This window comes from Acidovorax sp. Root217 (genome assembly GCF_001428645.1).
Taxonomy (GTDB): domain Bacteria; phylum Pseudomonadota; class Gammaproteobacteria; order Burkholderiales; family Burkholderiaceae_C; genus Acidovorax.
Genome location: NZ_LMIH01000017.1, coordinates 281 through 14,637 on the forward strand (window position 1 = coordinate 281; position 14,357 = coordinate 14,637).

Below are 14,357 nucleotides of genomic sequence, written 5' to 3' on the forward strand. Positions count from 1 at the left end.
GTCGTCCCAGCGCCAGTAGCCCTGCAGGGCGCTGCCGTGCAGCGCGAAGGTCAGCAGGCAGAGCACGCCCAGTGCTGCCAGTTCTGCCCGCCATGCTGGTTTCGTCGGACCCGCCATACCGTCACCTGTGCCGGGTTGCCGCGGGCATGAGCACCCCCTGGCACTGCTTGCTGCCGGCTATCGGCAGCAGCAGGAACTGGTGCTGCTGCCCAGGCAAATGGCCAGGGGCTACGGCGCACAGCTCGGTGCTGGCGGTTTGCGCCGCCTGTGTACTGCTGAAGCTCAGTGTGGCCTCGAAGCCTGCCCCCAGCATGTCCGGGCGCTGCATTTGGCTGGCCACGTCGGGGCGCTGCACGCTGGCTATCTCCACCAGGGGCACCTCGTCGAAGCCGGTGATGAACAGCTTGCGGCCTGGCCCGATGGTGGGGGTCCAGCCTGTCAGGCGCACCTGCCGGTCGACCACAGTGATCGCATCAATGGCACCACCCTGCGCATTGGCGATGTAGGGCAGCGGCCGACGCAGCGGAATGGCGAATGCCTGGTTGCCCAGCTGCGATTGCAGCGCCGCCTGCTGCTGCGCGGGTGGCAGGTCGCCCAAGGGCATGAGGCAGCGGCAGCCCTCCTGCCAGACGAGGATGCGGGTCCGCTCGGCAGCGTCTGCGGGCTCCTGGCGCACCAACGCCGGCGCCGGGTGCGCCGTGGCGGGCGCGAGCCGCTGGCGCGCCACATGGGCGCCCATGGTCACTGCAGTCAGATAGCCGGGCGAGTTGAACTCGGCGGGCAGCAGCGCCTGGCCTGCCGGAGGCTGAAGGACGAAGCCGTAGTGCGCATCGAACATCGCCTCGATCGGGCGGTCATGCTGGCGCTGCACCCAGGCCTGGTGCGCAGCCGCCGCGCTGAATACAAGCAATGCCGCCACGTGCCAGCGTGCCAGGTGCCTGGGCCAGGGCAGGCACCACAGCACGCACAGGGACACCCAGGGAACCCAGAGGATGCGCGCGTGCAGCATCCATTCAAAACCGGGGCGCGCCACGAACAGCAGCGGAAACACCACCACCGTGGCAGCAGCTGCCATGCCCAGCGCAGCCCGCATGCGCAACTGTGCCGGCTGGGCCGCCAGGCTGGCCACCGCGCAGACCAGGCACAGGGCAGTAGCGACGAGGCCCGGCGCTCCGGCACCCAGCAGCCCCTCGGTAAGCATGCGGGCCACGGTGGTGAGCACCCCGGGCAGGTCGTGCCAGCCCGTCAACGCACTGCTGTGGTAACCGCCCGCGCCCTCGAACACCTGGATGCGCACCACCGCATAACCCAAGGCCACCGCCACACTGGGCAGGGCATAGCGCCAGCGCGCCAGCCATCCGGGTGGCGAACCCGCAGGCAGCGGCACGAACAGTGTCAGCGCGATCCAGGGGACATAGACCTCCTTGCACAGCGTGGACATCAGGTAGAACACTGCTGCCAGCAGCGCCCAGCGCCATTGGCCCAGGCGTACCGCGCGGACGTAGGCCCACAGCGACAGGCAGGCGAACGTCAGGCCGTCGATGTAGTGCCCCACCATCAGCTGCTGCGCCATGTGGAAGGCCGGGGCACCCAGGAGCAGCAGGGTGGCGGGCAGCAGCGCCCTCCAGGGGCTGAGCCACTGGCGCAGCAGCAGGTACAGCGCGAGCGCGGCGGCCGCCAGCGATAGCAGGTGATGCAGGTAAAAGAGCTGCGGCCGCAGGCCGAAGAGGGACGTGTTGAGCTGGTAGATGAACAGGTTCCACGGTGCCAGCTGGTTGCCCGACACCGCGCGCGTCACCTCGGGGTCCAGGAACACCGACCAGGGGGTGTACTGCGTCACATTGAAGAGGTGCGTGCCATCATCCCAGCGCCAGCCGGCTTGCAGGGCGCTGCCATGCAGCACCAGCACCAGGGCGCAGAGCAGGGCCGCGGCAAGGAGGCCCGTGCGCCACGCCGGTCGGGGCGGGGTCAGCGAGGTACTCATCGGTACGTGAAGCTCCGATGGCCGACGAAGCTGAAAGCGGGCACGAAAACCACCACCAGCGCAATGCCCAGCGCATAGTGCCCGCCAGCGCGCTCCACCAGCCAGGCAATACCCATGCTCATCAGGCCTGCCGTCCCGGCCACCAGCGCAAAGCGCCCGGCTGTAGCCATGCCCAGGCGCGCGCCAAAGCTCCAGCGCGTGTTGGCCACATAGGACAGCAGCGTGGCCACCACGAAGGCCACGCCATTGGCCAGCGGCGCTCGCGCGCCCAGCCACTCGATCAGCACGGTTGCCACGCACACATGCGTGAGCGTGGACAGTACCCCCACCAAGGCAAAGCCGAGGGCAGAGCGACGAATGCCGGTCAAGAGGAACGACCCATTACCGCGATCACCGACGTGCCGAATGGCAGACCCATGCGCGCCACCAGCGGGCGCTCAGCCCCGAACAGGGTGCGCAAGGTGGCGTTGAGCCAGGGTGCGGGCAGGGCAGTGTCGGCATCGCCGCCTGTGCGCCCCGTCAGCTTGCCCACCAGACGGGCCAGCGCGATCAGCGGGAACAGCACGGTATTGAAGTAGCCCGCGCGGTGCACCACCAGGCCGGCCGTTGTGGCCTTGGAGCGCAGCCGGCTGGCGGTGTAGCGCCGGTGGTGGTGGTGGTCCACGTCGTGGTCCGACCACAGCCACTGGTACGCAGGCACGGTGAGCAGCAGCCGCCCCCCAGGCTTGAGCAGCCGGGCCACGCGGGCCAGCGCAGCGTCGTCGTGCTCCACGTGCTCCAGCACGTCGAGCAGGCAGACCAGGTCGAAGCTGCCATCGGCAAACGGCACGGGCTCGGGCAAGCCGCCGGCCTCAACGGGGCACAGCCCCAGGCTGGCCGCTGCGGCACGCGCCTCGGGCGCGTATTCCATGGCGCTCAGGCTGCCGTGTCGCGCCAGCATGGCCAGGTTGCCGCCTGGGCCGCAGCCGATCTCCAGCACGCGGGGTTGGGCGGCCGGCAAGTCCAGGCCGTCGATGACGGAAGAAAGAATGTCGCGCCGTGCAGCAAACCACCAGTGGGTCTGCTGCACTGCGGCCATCTGGGCAAGCAGTTCAGGGCGCATGGTGATTGGTTGGTGGGTGTGGTGCGGCCGGTTGCGCGGGTGGCGTATGTTGCGGTGGTTCGGCAGGCTCGCGCACCAGGTAGATCGGCCGCCCCTTGGACTCCATGTACACCCGGCCCAGGTACTCCCCCAGCACGCCCAGCCCGATGAGCTGCAGCCCGCCCAGAAACAGCACCACCGTGATCAGCGACGCATAGCCCGGCGCGTCGCGCCCGAACAGCAGCACCTGGCCCACGATGACCAGGCCATAGCCGAACGCCAGCAGCGCGACGGCCAGGCCCAGGTAGGTCCAGATGCGCAGCGGCACGGTCGAGAACGAGGTCACCCCCTCCACCGCCAGGTTCCACAGGCCCCAGCCAGAGAATTTGGTGTCCCCAGCCGCGCGGGCTGGCCGGGTGTAGGGAATCGTCGCCTGGCGAAAACCCACCCAGGCAAACAGCCCCTTCATGAACCGGCGCCGCTCGGGCAGGCGCTTGAGCGCATCCACCACCTGGCGGTCCATCAGCCGGAAATCGCCCACATTCGGCGGTATCTGCGAGTCGGAAATGCGGTTGTGCAGCCGGTAGAACCACTCCGAGGTCTTGCGCTTGAGCAAATGGTCCGCGCTGCGGTCGGTGCGCTGGGCCAGCACCACGTCAAAACCCTGCTGCCACAACCGCACCATCTCCAGAATGAGTTCGGGCGGGTCCTGCAGGTCCGCATCGATCGGCACCACGGCCGCGCCCAGCGCATGGTCGATGCCGCAGGTCAGCGCCGCCTCCTTGCCGAAGTTGCGCGACAGGTCGACCACCCTGAGGCCCGGCACCGTGGCACACAGCGCCTGCAGCCGAGCCAGCGTGCCATCGCGGCTGCCGTCGTTCACGCAGACGATCTCGAAGGCCAGGCCGGTCTGCGCCAGCACCGGCAGCAGCTGCGCAAAAAACAGGTCGAGCGCGGCCTCTTCGTTGTACATCGGGCACACCACCGAGAGCAGTGCGGGGGCGCTGGCGTTGCTGCTGTCCATTTGGTTGGCTGGCAGAGAGGGCGAAAGGGCGTTGTCGATCAATGGTGCTTCAAGATTGGCTCGCCCTGGGAAGGCCTCCGCAGGTCGCGGTAGGCGCAAGGCGCGGACCGCTGAAGATACACCATGCAGCGGGCCTGGCCTGTAGGTTGCCAGGAGGCATGCGTGACGGGGATCACCCGTCCTTTCTACCGCCCTTGGCCCGAGCCAATGCCCGGGCAAGCGCCGCATTGGCTTTGCCCGGCGCAGGTGCTTTTGGCGTGGCCGACGGCATGGTCGCCACCCACTGGCTGCCCCGCTGCTCCTGCGCGTCGAAATCGCACACCGCCTGGGCGATCTCGATCACCTTGGCCACGGTGGGGCTCACCACGTTCTTCCTAAACACCGCGTAGTAGTGCACGCGCGGCAGATCGGGGCTCACGCGCAGCTGCACCAGCTCGCCGCGCTCCACCATGGGTGAGAACAGGGCCGGGGGCAGGTAGCTGATGCCCAGGCCCAGCATGGTCAGGCGCGCCACCACTACCATGTTGTTGCAGGTGAGCACGCGGTTCACGGCCAGGCCCTGCTCGGTGAACCAGGCGTCGTACAGATGCGACAGGGCCGAGTTGACCGGCTGGGTGATCACCGGGTGGGCCACCAGGTCGCGCGGCGCCAGCGTCACCGAGGGGTCGAAGCCCAGCGCCGGGCTGGCCATCCACTCGTTGCGGATGGAGCCCAGGGGCACGCAGTCGTATTCATAGCTCCAGAACGGGCCGGGCATGATGGCCATGTCCAGCGTATCCTCGGCCAGCTTGCGGTACAGCGTCACGCCGCCATCGATCTCGGGCATCAGCGTGAGTTGCGGGTAGCTGCGGCTGACCTGGTCGATCAGCGGCGCCAGCCAGGTCAGGCCCACCAGCTCGGTCACGCCCAGGCGCACCACGCCCTCGAAGCTCTGGGCCGAAGCGAGCTGCTGCACCACGCGGCTGCTCAGCTCCAGCGTCTCCTGCGCCAGCTCCATCATTTGGCGCCCGCGCGGGGTGAGCACCAATTGCTTGGTCTTGCGGTCCAGCAGCGGCATGCCGCTGAAGGCCTCCAGCTCGGCCACGCGCTTGGCAATGGCCGACTGCGTGGTGTGCAGCTTGCGGGACGAAGCGCTGAAGCTACCGAGTTGCGCGCTCCAGTAGAACGCCTCCATCTGCTTGAGGGTGTACATCCCGGAAAGCATACCCCTGCCGGACAGTACCAAGGGGCTGGTCAGCCGTGGCTCGGGAGGATGTCGGACAGAAAGCGCTGCGCGCGCGGATGCTTGGGCGCGCTGAAGAAATTGGCCGGCGTATCGCTCTCCAGGATCTCGCCTGCGTCCATGAACACCACGCGGTCGCTCACCTCGCGGGCAAAGCCCATCTCGTGCGTCACGCAGACCATGGTCATGCCGTCCCGGGCCAGCGACTTCATCACCTGCAGCACCTCGCCCACCATCTCTGGGTCGAGCGCGCTGGTGGGCTCGTCGAACAGCATCACCGGCGGCTTCAGGGCCAGCGCACGGGCAATGGCCACCCGCTGCTGCTGCCCGCCCGAGAGGTTGCCCGGATAGGCATCGAGCTTGTGCGACAGGCCCACGCGCTCGAGCAGCACCTTGGCATCGGCCATGGCCGTATCGCGCGGGGTCTTTCGAATGTTCAGGGGCGCAAACATCACGTTGTCCAGCACGCTCATGTGGGGAAACAGGTTGAAGCTCTGGAACACGAAGCCGATGCCCGCGCGCAGCGTGTTGATGTTCAGGTCCTTGGCGTACACGTTCTGGCCGTTCACGGTGATGCGGCCTTTATCGATGGGTTCGAGCCGGTTGATGGTGCGGATCAGCGTGGACTTGCCCGAGCCCGAGGGCCCGCAGACCACGACGACCTCGCCGGCGGCGATGCGCAGGTCCACGTTCTTGAGGACGTGGTTCTCACCGAACCACTTGTTGACTTGTTCGAGTTGGATCATGGCGATCGATCAGAAAAGGGTTTAGCGCATGGCGCGGGTGCGGCGCACCCGGGCGTCCAGCAGGCTCACGCCGCGGCTCAGGGTGAAGCAGACGATGAAGTAGATGATGGCCAGCACGCCGAACACCTGCAGCGGCTTGGTCAGCACCAGGTTGTTCACCTGGTTGGCGGCAAAGGTCAGCTCGTTGACACTGATCACGTAGCCCAGCGAGGTCTCCTTGACGGTGGAGACGAACTGGCTCGTCATGCTGGGCAGCACGTTGAACAGCGCCTGCGGCAGCACCACCTTGAACATGGTGCGCCAGTAGCCCATGCCCAGCGAGCGCGAGGCCTCGATCTGCCCCCTGGGGATGGCCTCTATCCCTGAGCGGATCACCTCCGAAAGGTAGGCGCTTTCATAGATCACCAGGGCGCACACCAGCGTGGTGAAACCGCTCACCGCATGGCCCGTGACCTTGGGCACCACGAAGTAGGCCCAGAAGATCAGCATGAGCAGCGGCATGCCGCGCACCACATGCACCAGCGCGGCGGCGCAGCGCGCCACCCAGCGGTAGGGGCTGACGCGGGCGATGGCGATCATCAGCGCCAGCGGCAGCGACAGCAGCAGGCCCAGGCCGGCCACGATGAGCGTCATCGCCAGGCCGCCCAGCGGGCCGTGGGGGTACTGGCCTACCAGCAGCAGGGGCCAGTATTCGCGAATGATGTCAAGCACGGCGGCCCTCCTTGCGCGCAAGGCTGTAGTGCGCCTGGATGCGCGAGCCGACGTACATCAGCAGGAAGGAGCCGATCAAATACATGATCGTCGCCGCGCCGAACGTGGCGAAGGTGCGGTAGGTTTCGTTTTCGATTTCACGGGTCTGGTAGGTCAGCTCCACCACGCCGATGGCCATGGCCACGCTGGTGTTCTTGAAGAGCAGGAGGGCGCGGCCCACCAGCGGCGGTATGGCGATGCGCAGCGCCTGCGGCACGATCACCAGGCGCATGCACTGCAGGTAGCTGCAGCCCAGGGCGCGCGCCGCTTCGAACTGCGTGGTGGGGATGGCGCGCAGCCCGCTGCGGATGTCCTCTGCGATGTAGGCGGCCGAGCCCAGGCCCAGGGCGATGGCCGCGAGCGACATTTCCGCGTTGTGCTGGTACAGCCAGGCGCGCACCCCGTCGGGCAGCAGCTCGGGCATGCCGAAGTACCAGAACAGCACCTGCACCAGCAGGGGCACGTTGCGGTGGTATTCCACATACGCGTCCACGATGAAGGTGGTGGCCCGGACGTTGGCCGTACGCACCACCGTGAGCGTGAGCGCAATGGTGAAGGCCAGCACCCAGGCCACCGCGAACAGCTGCAGCGTGGTGACCATGCCGGAAGCCAGTTGCAGCAGCTGGGCGGAGTCTAGGAATTTCATGGGGCCATTTTTCTCTCGGGCAAGCCGCCGGCGGACGGCGGCTTGCCGATCAGCAACAAGAACGGATCAACGCGGGATGGGTGCGACGGTGAAGCTGCGCTTGAGCTTGTAGGGGCTGGCGGCGCCCATCCACTTGTCGAAGATGGCAGCCGCTTCGCCGGACTTCTCGGCCTCTTCCAGCACCTTGTTCACGGCGGCGATGAAGCCCGTCTCGCTCTTGCGCATGCCCAGGCCCCAGGGTTCGTCGAACACGGCCTTGTCCATGATCACCACGGGCGAGGTGGGTGGGCTTTGCAGCACCAGCCGGGCCAGCACCAGCTCAGAAGCGAACTGCCCGTCCACCTTCTTTTGCTGCAGCGCCAGGTAGGCGGCCGAGCTGTCCGCAAAGCCCAGCACCTGCGAGCCCGGCAGGCGCGCCTTGATCTCGCGCTCCGAGCTCGAACCCTTGGTGGCGCTGATGCGCTTGCCCGTCAGGTCTTCGATCTTGGTGAACTTGGACTCGGCGCGCGTCAGCAGCTTTTGCGGGCTCTGAAAGTAGGCGTGCGAGAAGGCGATCTGCTCGGCGCGCTCGGGCGAGTAGCCCAGGTTGGCGGCCAAAATGTCCACGCGCGACTCGTTCAGCTCGGGCACGCGCGCCGCCACCGACAGCAGCTTGAACTGCACCTTCACGCCCAGCTTGGCCGCGACCAGCTTGCACACGTCCACGTCATAGCCCACCAGCTCGCGCGTGGCACCGTCCTGAAAGCTGAAGGGCTGCGAGGTGCCCAGCGTGCCGCAGACGAGTTCGCCTTTTTGCTTGATGTCGGCCAACTGGTCCGCATGGGCGGCGAGGCTGGCGGTCAGGGCCGGCAGGGCAAGGCATGCACCGATCAGGAATTTGATTTGCTTCATGGCTGAATCCTAGAGGTTGTCAAAGGGCGGGGCGGGTTAAATCAGTTTTGCGCAGGCGGCACGGATGCCTTCGCAGCCTTGCGCTATGGCGTCCATGGACGCCGCGAACGACAGGCGGAAGGTGCCGGGGGCACCATACGCCGTGCCATCGATGAGTGCCACGCCGGCTTCGCGCAGCAGGTAGTTGGTCAGGTCGGTATCGGTGCGCAGCACCTCGCCCGTGGGCGTGGTCTTGCCCATCAGGCCATTGCAGTCAGGGAACACGTAGAACGCGCCCTCGGGCACCACCACCTTCAGGCCGTCGATGCCCGACATCAGCCTCACCGCCACGTCGCGCCGCTCGCGGAAGGTGGCGGCAAACTGCTGCACACAGTCCTGCGGGCCGGTCAGTGCCTCCAGCGCCGCAGCCTGGCTGATGGACGATGCGCCCGAGGTGCTTTGCGACTGCAGCACCGCCATGGCCTGGATCAGCGGCTCGGGGCCGGCCCCGAAGCCGATGCGCCAGCCCGTCATGGCATAGGCCTTGGAGACACCGTTGACCAGCAGCGTGCGCGCGGCCAGCGCGGGCGCCACCTGGATGGGGTGCACGGTAGGGCTGCCGGTGAAGTTCAGGCGGGCGTAGATATCATCCGTCATCAGCCACACGTGGGGGTGGCGCAGCAGCACGGCGCACAGGCCTTCCAGGTCCTCGCGGGTGTATAGCGCGCCCGTGGGGTTGCTGGGCGAGTTCATCATCAGCCACTTGGTGCGCGGCGTGATGGCGCGCTCCAGCGCCTCGGGCGTGAGCTTGTAGCCCTGCTCGGGCGTGGCATGGGCAATCACCGGCGTGCCGCCGTTGACCACCACCATGTCGGGGTACGACACCCAGAAAGGCGCGGGGATGATGACTTCATCGCCCTCGTTGAGCGTGGCCGCCAGCGCGTTGTAAATCACCTGCTTGGCGCCCGTGCTCACGATGATCTGCCCCACCGGGTAGCTCACCCCCCAGTCGGCCTGCATGCGCGCCGCCACCGCCTTGCGCAGGGCTGGCGTGCCCTGCGATGCGGGGTACTTGGTCTCGCCCCGCGCCATGGCCGCCGTGGCGGCCGCGCAGATGTGCTCGGGCGTGGAGAAATCAGGCTCGCCAATGGTCAGGTCGATGATGCGGCGGCCCTGCTCGCGCAGCTGGGCAATGATGGTGCGCACCGCCACGCTGGGCGACAGCTTGATGCGCTGGATGCGCTCGGAAACGATGCTGGGGCTGGTGGCAAGGGCGGCGGCGTTGGTCATGCTCATGCGCCTCCCGCGGTTTTGGCGGCAATGGTCTTGTCCACCCAAGGCTTGGTGTAGGTGCCCGCGCGGATGCGCTCCTTGATGCCGGCCTCGTCCGCCTCCTTCTTCAGGGCCAGGGCCAGCACGTCCTCGGCAATGGCCGCCGGGATGGCGATCACGCCATCGGCATCGCCCACCACCACGTCACCGGCGCACACCACCTGGCCGCCGATGCTCACGGGCACATTGATCTCACCCGGGCCGTCCTTGTAGGGCCCCCGGTGCGACACGGAGCGTGCAAAGCAAGGGAACGCACCCTGAGCGAACACATCCGCATCACGGATCGCACCGTCGATCACGAAGCCGGCCACGCCGCGCCCCTCGGCGTCCATGGCCATCAACTCGCCCCCCAGCGCATTGGTGGCCTCGCCTGCGCCATCCACCACGATCACGTCGCCCGGCTGCGCCAGCGCAATCGCCTTGTGGATCATCAGGTTGTCGCCCGGCCGGGCCTTCACGGTCACCGCCAGGCCCACCATGCGCAGGGCGCTGGCGGCATGGCGCGGCGCCAGGCCCACCACGCCGTACAGGCGGCCCATGCAGTCACTGATCTGCGCGGAGCCCACGGTGGCGAACTGCGCAAGCGCCTCGGCGCTGATGCGGGCGGCGGGCCGCTCGTTGATACGAAAACCGACGGAAGACATGAATTTGTGACAGGAAATTGAACGGAACTTGATTAAAGTCGCGCACCTACCCATCGGCCAAACGATATAAATTCGGCCTACATCACGAAAAAAATTCGTGATGTTGGTTTGCACCACGGCAGTGCGATGGCGCAATTCGCTGAAAAAAGCGCCTTCAAGGGCGTACGGGGGCACTCCATTTCCGCCGGAAAGCCCCGCCCCTGGCTGAAACGGGTTGGCTCGGCACTGCAGGCGCCCAGCCCGCTTGCGCAGGCCCTGTTCGACAGCCACGCAGCCACAGCCCGCCGCCTGCTGGTGCACTCGGGCACTGCGCCGGTGCGCGCATTCCGTTCAAAAAATGCGGGGGCCGATGGTAGTCTGTGGTCCAAAACCCCTGGCACCCATGCAATACCCCCTCATCCTCAGCAGCCACCGGCGCATCGTCATCGCGCCGCAGGGGTGGTTCGACGGCATCGGCCGGCTCGATCCGAAGGGTGGCGAACTCGAAATCGGCATCAACCAACTGGGCGAGGGCGGCCTGGCCTGGTTCGTCGATGCCCAGGGCCTTTTCCATGTCCTCCAATGGACGGGCCGGCAACCCAGGTCCCTGGCCCAGTGGGCGGGCCTGTCGCGCCAGCGTGAGCGCTATGCCATCGCGCCGTCCCGGCCCATCGCGGCGGGCGAGTTGCTGCAGCTGACCGAGGGTTACAGCGAACTGTCAGAGGACGCGCCGCACTCGGCAGACCTGCGCAGCGACCTGAACGCCATGCCGCCAGACACCGTGTTGGGTGCCGCCTTCATGGCCCGGTACCTCGGAGCCGGGGCACCAGGCCCGGCTTGACGGTTGCCGCCCGTCAAGCCTTCGCCACAGCGCCGCTGCTGCGCACCCCGCCGGGTGCCGACAGGTACAACAGCTCGAACACCCGGCCTTCGGCGTCCGCTGGCGGCTGCCCGCTCCACAGCACCGTGCGGTTCACCTGCCAGCCCTGGGCATCCAACCCCGTGAATACGCTGTGCACCCCCGGCGTGCCGGCCAGGGCGGCGGCCGTGGCGCGTTCGTCGTCCGCGCGCTGCACCAGGTCCGTGGTGTCCGGCAGTTGCGCAAAGTGCTGGGTGGCAAAGCCCGGCACCTGGCCGGCGGCCGGGCCTTGCAGGTGGGCAATGGGCGTCCAGCCATGCACCACCGGGTGCCCGTACTTCGCCTGCACGGCCGCAAAGTCGGGCGAGGTGACGAAGCCGGCCGCGCCCGCTGGGTCGTCCCAAAGATAGAAGGGCGTGTAGCGGTTGGGCGCCGTGGCCGTGCGGTCGGCCAGCAAAAAGGCCTTCAGGTGCAGGCCGGGCAGGGCGTCGAAGCGGCTGCCGATCTCCGGTATGCGGCGGCGCAGGGCGGCCATGTCGAAGTCATCGGGCAGGTCAAATCCATATTGCATCGCAAGCATGTCAGGTGTCCTTCAAGGGTGGGGCAGGGTTGAGGTGCATGCACTGTAAAAACTGCCATTGCTTTAAACAATCAAATTGTTTTCGCATAAATAGTTAAAATGGCTAAACTATGCTGCTTGACCTGCCTTCCCTGCAAACCCTGGTCACCGCCGTCGAGCTGGGCGGCTTTGGCAAGGCTGCCCAGCGCTTGCACCGCACGCCCGGCGCCGTGAGCCTGCAGATCAAGGCCCTGGAAGAGCGCGTGGGCACGCCCCTGTTTCGCAAACAGGGCCGCCAGCAGGCGCTGACCGAGGCGGGCGAGTTGCTGGTGGGCCATGCGCGGCGGCTCATCGCGCTCAACGACGAGGCCGTGCTCTCGCTGCAGGGCGCGCGCATGCAAGGCAGCGTGCGCTTCGGCATGCCGCAGGACTTTGCCGACGGCTGGCTGCCCGCCACGCTGGCCCGCTTTGCGCGCACCCACCCCGCAGTGCGCATCGACATCCGCGTGGACCGCAGCAGCGCGCTGCTGGCCCAACTGCAGGCCGGCGAGGTGGACCTGGTGCTGGCCTTTGGCGAGCCCTCGGGTGGGCAGGCTGGTGGCCAAACCATTGCCCGCCTGCCCACGCAGTGGATCGCGCAGCCAGGCCTGCCTCTGCCGCCCGGCGAATCCGTGCCCCTGCTGCTGCTGGAGCAGCCCTGCAGCTTTCGCCAGGCCGCCATCGCCGCGCTGGAGCGCACGGGCCGGCCCTGGCACACCGTGCTTACCAGCGCCAGCGTCTCGGCCATCTGGGCCGCCTGCCAGGCCGGCCTGGGCGTGGCACCCCGGGCCACGGCGCAGATTCCGGCCGGCCTGGCCGCCGTGGGCAAGCCACTCGGCCTGCCTGCGCTGCCGTCCGTGGGCGTGTCATTGCACCGCGATAGCGTGGGCGTTGCCAACAACCCTGCGGTTGAGCATCTGCAGGCGGTGGTGCAGGAGGTGGTGGCGGGGCGCCTGGTTGCGGGCGCTGCTGGTTGACCCCCATGGCACCATTGGGCCATTGAATTGAGCGACCCACACACCATGCGTTACGTCATCGTCGGCACCAGCGGTGCCGGCAAGTCCACCTTTGCCGCCGCACTGGCGCACGCTACAGGCAGCCCGCACATTGAGCTCGATGCCCTGTACTGGGGTCCCGAGTGGACAGCCGTGCCCCACGAACAATTCGAGGCCCGCGTGCGCAGCGCGACCGAGGGCGAGTGCTGGGTGGCCGACGGCAACTACACCGCCTTGCGCGAGGTGCTGTGGGGGCGCGCCACGCAACCGTGAGCCGGGGCCTGCTGCGCACCCAACTGGCCCACGGCAACCCCGAATCGCTGCGCATGGCGTTCTTCTCGCGCCACTCGGTGCTGTGGTGGTCGTACTCCACCTTTGCTCGCAACCGGGTGAAGTTTGCGGGGCTGCGCGAAGACCCGGCGCATGGCCACCTGCAGTGGACCGAAATCACCAGGCCTGCGCAGGCGCGGGAGTTCATCATCCAGCGGCGCTCGCCCCACCAGGTGTAGCGCCTCGAAGCGAGGCACCATGCCGCCTCAAATCGAATCATCATTGTGCTGCGCCCACACCGGCGCCGCCGCCTCATGCGATTCGACCCCGCGAAAGAAGGCATCGCCCAGCAGCTTGTAGTCCGCAGTGCCCGGCCCCTGCCAACCCATGAACTTGGGCCGGTGCACGGCAAAGCCACTGGGTGATTGCGCGTTGCGGTAGGGCACCGCCATGGTGAGGGTGGTTGCAGGCGCTGCATACCATCGGGCAACGATGATCAAGGCATCTGTGCGACCGGAGGGGAGGGTGATGAACCCGTCATACACCAGCGCCGCGTGCTCCGCCATGCCTGGGTTCTGGTCCAGGTACTCCTGCGCTTGGGCGACGCCGTCTTCCAATTGGTCGGCAGCAAAGCGCAGCATGTTTCGCCCATAGGCCGCCGGTTCCTGGGCCACCATGGGCGTCAAGGACTCCCCCTCGGCCACGCACCAGATGCCGTGCGCCGCGAAGAAGCCTGCGAGTTCGATGGCGCGTTCCATGGCGGCTCCTTCTCGTTGGGGCAGATCGGGGCATTCTGCATGAGGTGAGTGGGGCGTGGCCAAGTTCATTAAGGTCAACAATGTGCAACCCCGCCCCGCGAGTCCCAAATGCCCGCACCCAGCCCAATGAACTGAAAGCTTCGAGGGGTGCAAACATTCGTTTACAAAAAATGGACGTCTGAGGTAACACATGGTTGCTTAACGTTAAGAATCTTGGCTACAGTGCAGAGGATCAAAAAGTCGGCCGAATTTGAGTCGAAAAATTATTGAGGGAGGAAAATAAATGCGAACATATATTGTAAAATTTCTATTTCTTTGTGTATTTGTTTTTTCTGGAAATTCATATGCAGAAGAATATCGAGTGGCGTGCGTTGAAGGTGCCCCTAACGGCTGGGCGCATTGCCGTTTGAAGCCTGATGCCTTCGATGGTTGGGTTTGGGATTCTGGTTATGGCGTTGCTCCTCGGGTAACGATTGATGGTCGCAATGGCTATTCAAGCCTTGACCAAGCAGTGTACGAGGCGATGAATTACCTTGTGGCGGATTCAAAACTGAAGTGCAACACCTGCCACCCTGTAAGGTCCGCAGATGCACAACCCC

18 protein-coding genes are annotated in these 14,357 nt (G+C 66.7%); 5 read left to right on the forward strand and 13 right to left on the reverse strand.

What is annotated here, in order from left to right; genetic code table 11:
* Positions 1-121 precede the first annotated feature (121 nt).
* The 11 genes from ASE31_RS18400 to ASE31_RS18450 all read right to left on the reverse strand — a co-directional run bounded on the left by ASE31_RS18400 (position 122) and on the right by ASE31_RS18450 (position 10,299).
* Positions 122-1,984, reverse strand: coding sequence for a glycosyltransferase family 39 protein (locus ASE31_RS18400; RefSeq protein WP_057203286.1), 1,863 nt, complete (start codon positions 1,982-1,984; stop codon positions 122-124).
* A complete protein-coding gene (locus ASE31_RS18405) occupies positions 1,981-2,352 on the reverse strand; it encodes a GtrA family protein (RefSeq protein ID WP_162261410.1) in 372 nt (123 codons plus the stop codon). Before ASE31_RS18405 ends, ASE31_RS18400 begins: the two co-directional genes overlap by 4 nt.
* The gene (locus ASE31_RS18410; RefSeq protein WP_057203288.1) at positions 2,349-3,086 is read right to left on the reverse strand and encodes a bifunctional 2-polyprenyl-6-hydroxyphenol methylase/3-demethylubiquinol 3-O-methyltransferase UbiG; all 738 of its coding nucleotides are present in this window, start codon (positions 3,084-3,086) and stop codon (positions 2,349-2,351) included. The genes ASE31_RS18405 and ASE31_RS18410 overlap by 4 nt, the downstream gene beginning before the upstream one ends.
* A complete protein-coding gene (locus ASE31_RS18415; RefSeq protein ID WP_082604240.1) occupies positions 3,076-4,089 on the reverse strand; it encodes a glycosyltransferase family 2 protein in 1,014 nt (337 codons plus the stop codon). The genes ASE31_RS18410 and ASE31_RS18415 overlap by 11 nt, the downstream gene beginning before the upstream one ends.
* 172 nt (positions 4,090-4,261) lie before the next feature.
* The gene (locus ASE31_RS18420; protein ID WP_082604239.1) at positions 4,262-5,281 is read right to left on the reverse strand and encodes a LysR family transcriptional regulator; all 1,020 of its coding nucleotides are present in this window, start codon (positions 5,279-5,281) and stop codon (positions 4,262-4,264) included.
* A gap of 41 nt (positions 5,282-5,322) precedes the next feature.
* On the reverse strand, positions 5,323-6,057 hold the full coding sequence (locus tag ASE31_RS18425; protein ID WP_057203289.1) for an amino acid ABC transporter ATP-binding protein: 735 nt from the start codon (positions 6,055-6,057) through the stop codon (positions 5,323-5,325).
* Positions 6,058-6,078: 21 nt separating this feature from the next.
* On the reverse strand, positions 6,079-6,768 hold the full coding sequence (locus ASE31_RS18430) for an amino acid ABC transporter permease (protein ID WP_057203290.1): 690 nt from the start codon (positions 6,766-6,768) through the stop codon (positions 6,079-6,081).
* A complete protein-coding gene (locus ASE31_RS18435) occupies positions 6,761-7,453 on the reverse strand; it encodes an amino acid ABC transporter permease (RefSeq protein WP_057203291.1) in 693 nt (230 codons plus the stop codon). Before ASE31_RS18435 ends, ASE31_RS18430 begins: the two co-directional genes overlap by 8 nt.
* 66 nt (positions 7,454-7,519) lie before the next feature.
* Complete coding sequence (locus ASE31_RS18440) at positions 7,520-8,344, reverse strand: ABC transporter substrate-binding protein (RefSeq protein WP_057203292.1); 825 nt, start codon at positions 8,342-8,344, stop codon at positions 7,520-7,522.
* A 36-nt stretch (positions 8,345-8,380) separates the two neighbouring features.
* Positions 8,381-9,619: an aminotransferase class I/II-fold pyridoxal phosphate-dependent enzyme gene (locus ASE31_RS18445; protein WP_235514609.1), complete on the reverse strand. Its 1,239-nt coding sequence runs from the start codon at positions 9,617-9,619 to the stop codon at positions 8,381-8,383.
* Entirely contained in the window at positions 9,616-10,299 is a 684-nt protein-coding gene (locus tag ASE31_RS18450) for an RraA family protein (RefSeq protein WP_057203294.1), read from the reverse strand. Before ASE31_RS18450 ends, ASE31_RS18445 begins: the two co-directional genes overlap by 4 nt.
* Before the next feature lie 382 nt (positions 10,300-10,681).
* Between ASE31_RS18450 and ASE31_RS18455 the strand changes: the two genes are divergently transcribed.
* Positions 10,682-11,119 carry a hypothetical protein gene (locus ASE31_RS18455; protein WP_057203295.1) on the forward strand — a complete coding sequence of 146 codons (438 nt, stop codon included), beginning with the start codon at positions 10,682-10,684 and terminating at the stop codon, positions 11,117-11,119.
* Positions 11,120-11,132: 13 nt separating this feature from the next.
* Here the strand turns inward: ASE31_RS18455 and ASE31_RS18460 are convergent, their stop codons facing one another.
* A complete protein-coding gene (locus ASE31_RS18460; protein ID WP_057203296.1) occupies positions 11,133-11,717 on the reverse strand; it encodes a DUF4865 family protein in 585 nt (194 codons plus the stop codon).
* A gap of 110 nt (positions 11,718-11,827) precedes the next feature.
* On the opposite strand from ASE31_RS18460, the gene ASE31_RS18465 reads away from it, so the two are divergent.
* Genes ASE31_RS18465 through ASE31_RS33155 form a run of 3 tightly spaced genes read left to right on the forward strand, consistent with a single transcriptional unit; the run spans position 11,828 to position 13,239 of the window.
* The gene (locus tag ASE31_RS18465; RefSeq protein WP_057203297.1) at positions 11,828-12,712 is read left to right on the forward strand and encodes a LysR substrate-binding domain-containing protein; all 885 of its coding nucleotides are present in this window, start codon (positions 11,828-11,830) and stop codon (positions 12,710-12,712) included.
* A gap of 45 nt (positions 12,713-12,757) precedes the next feature.
* On the forward strand, positions 12,758-13,003 hold the full coding sequence (locus tag ASE31_RS33150; protein ID WP_369818123.1) for a hypothetical protein: 246 nt from the start codon (positions 12,758-12,760) through the stop codon (positions 13,001-13,003).
* Positions 13,000-13,239: a hypothetical protein gene (locus ASE31_RS33155; RefSeq protein WP_369818122.1), complete on the forward strand. Its 240-nt coding sequence runs from the start codon at positions 13,000-13,002 to the stop codon at positions 13,237-13,239. Before ASE31_RS33150 ends, ASE31_RS33155 begins: the two co-directional genes overlap by 4 nt.
* A 27-nt stretch (positions 13,240-13,266) precedes the next feature.
* On the opposite strand, the gene ASE31_RS18475 is transcribed toward ASE31_RS33155, so the two are convergent.
* A complete protein-coding gene (locus ASE31_RS18475; RefSeq protein ID WP_057203298.1) occupies positions 13,267-13,758 on the reverse strand; it encodes a hypothetical protein in 492 nt (163 codons plus the stop codon).
* Positions 13,759-14,041: 283 nt separating this feature from the next.
* Between ASE31_RS18475 and ASE31_RS32700 the strand changes: the two genes are divergently transcribed.
* On the forward strand, positions 14,042-14,357 hold a 316-nt coding region (locus ASE31_RS32700; RefSeq protein WP_235514611.1), incomplete at its 3' end, for a hypothetical protein.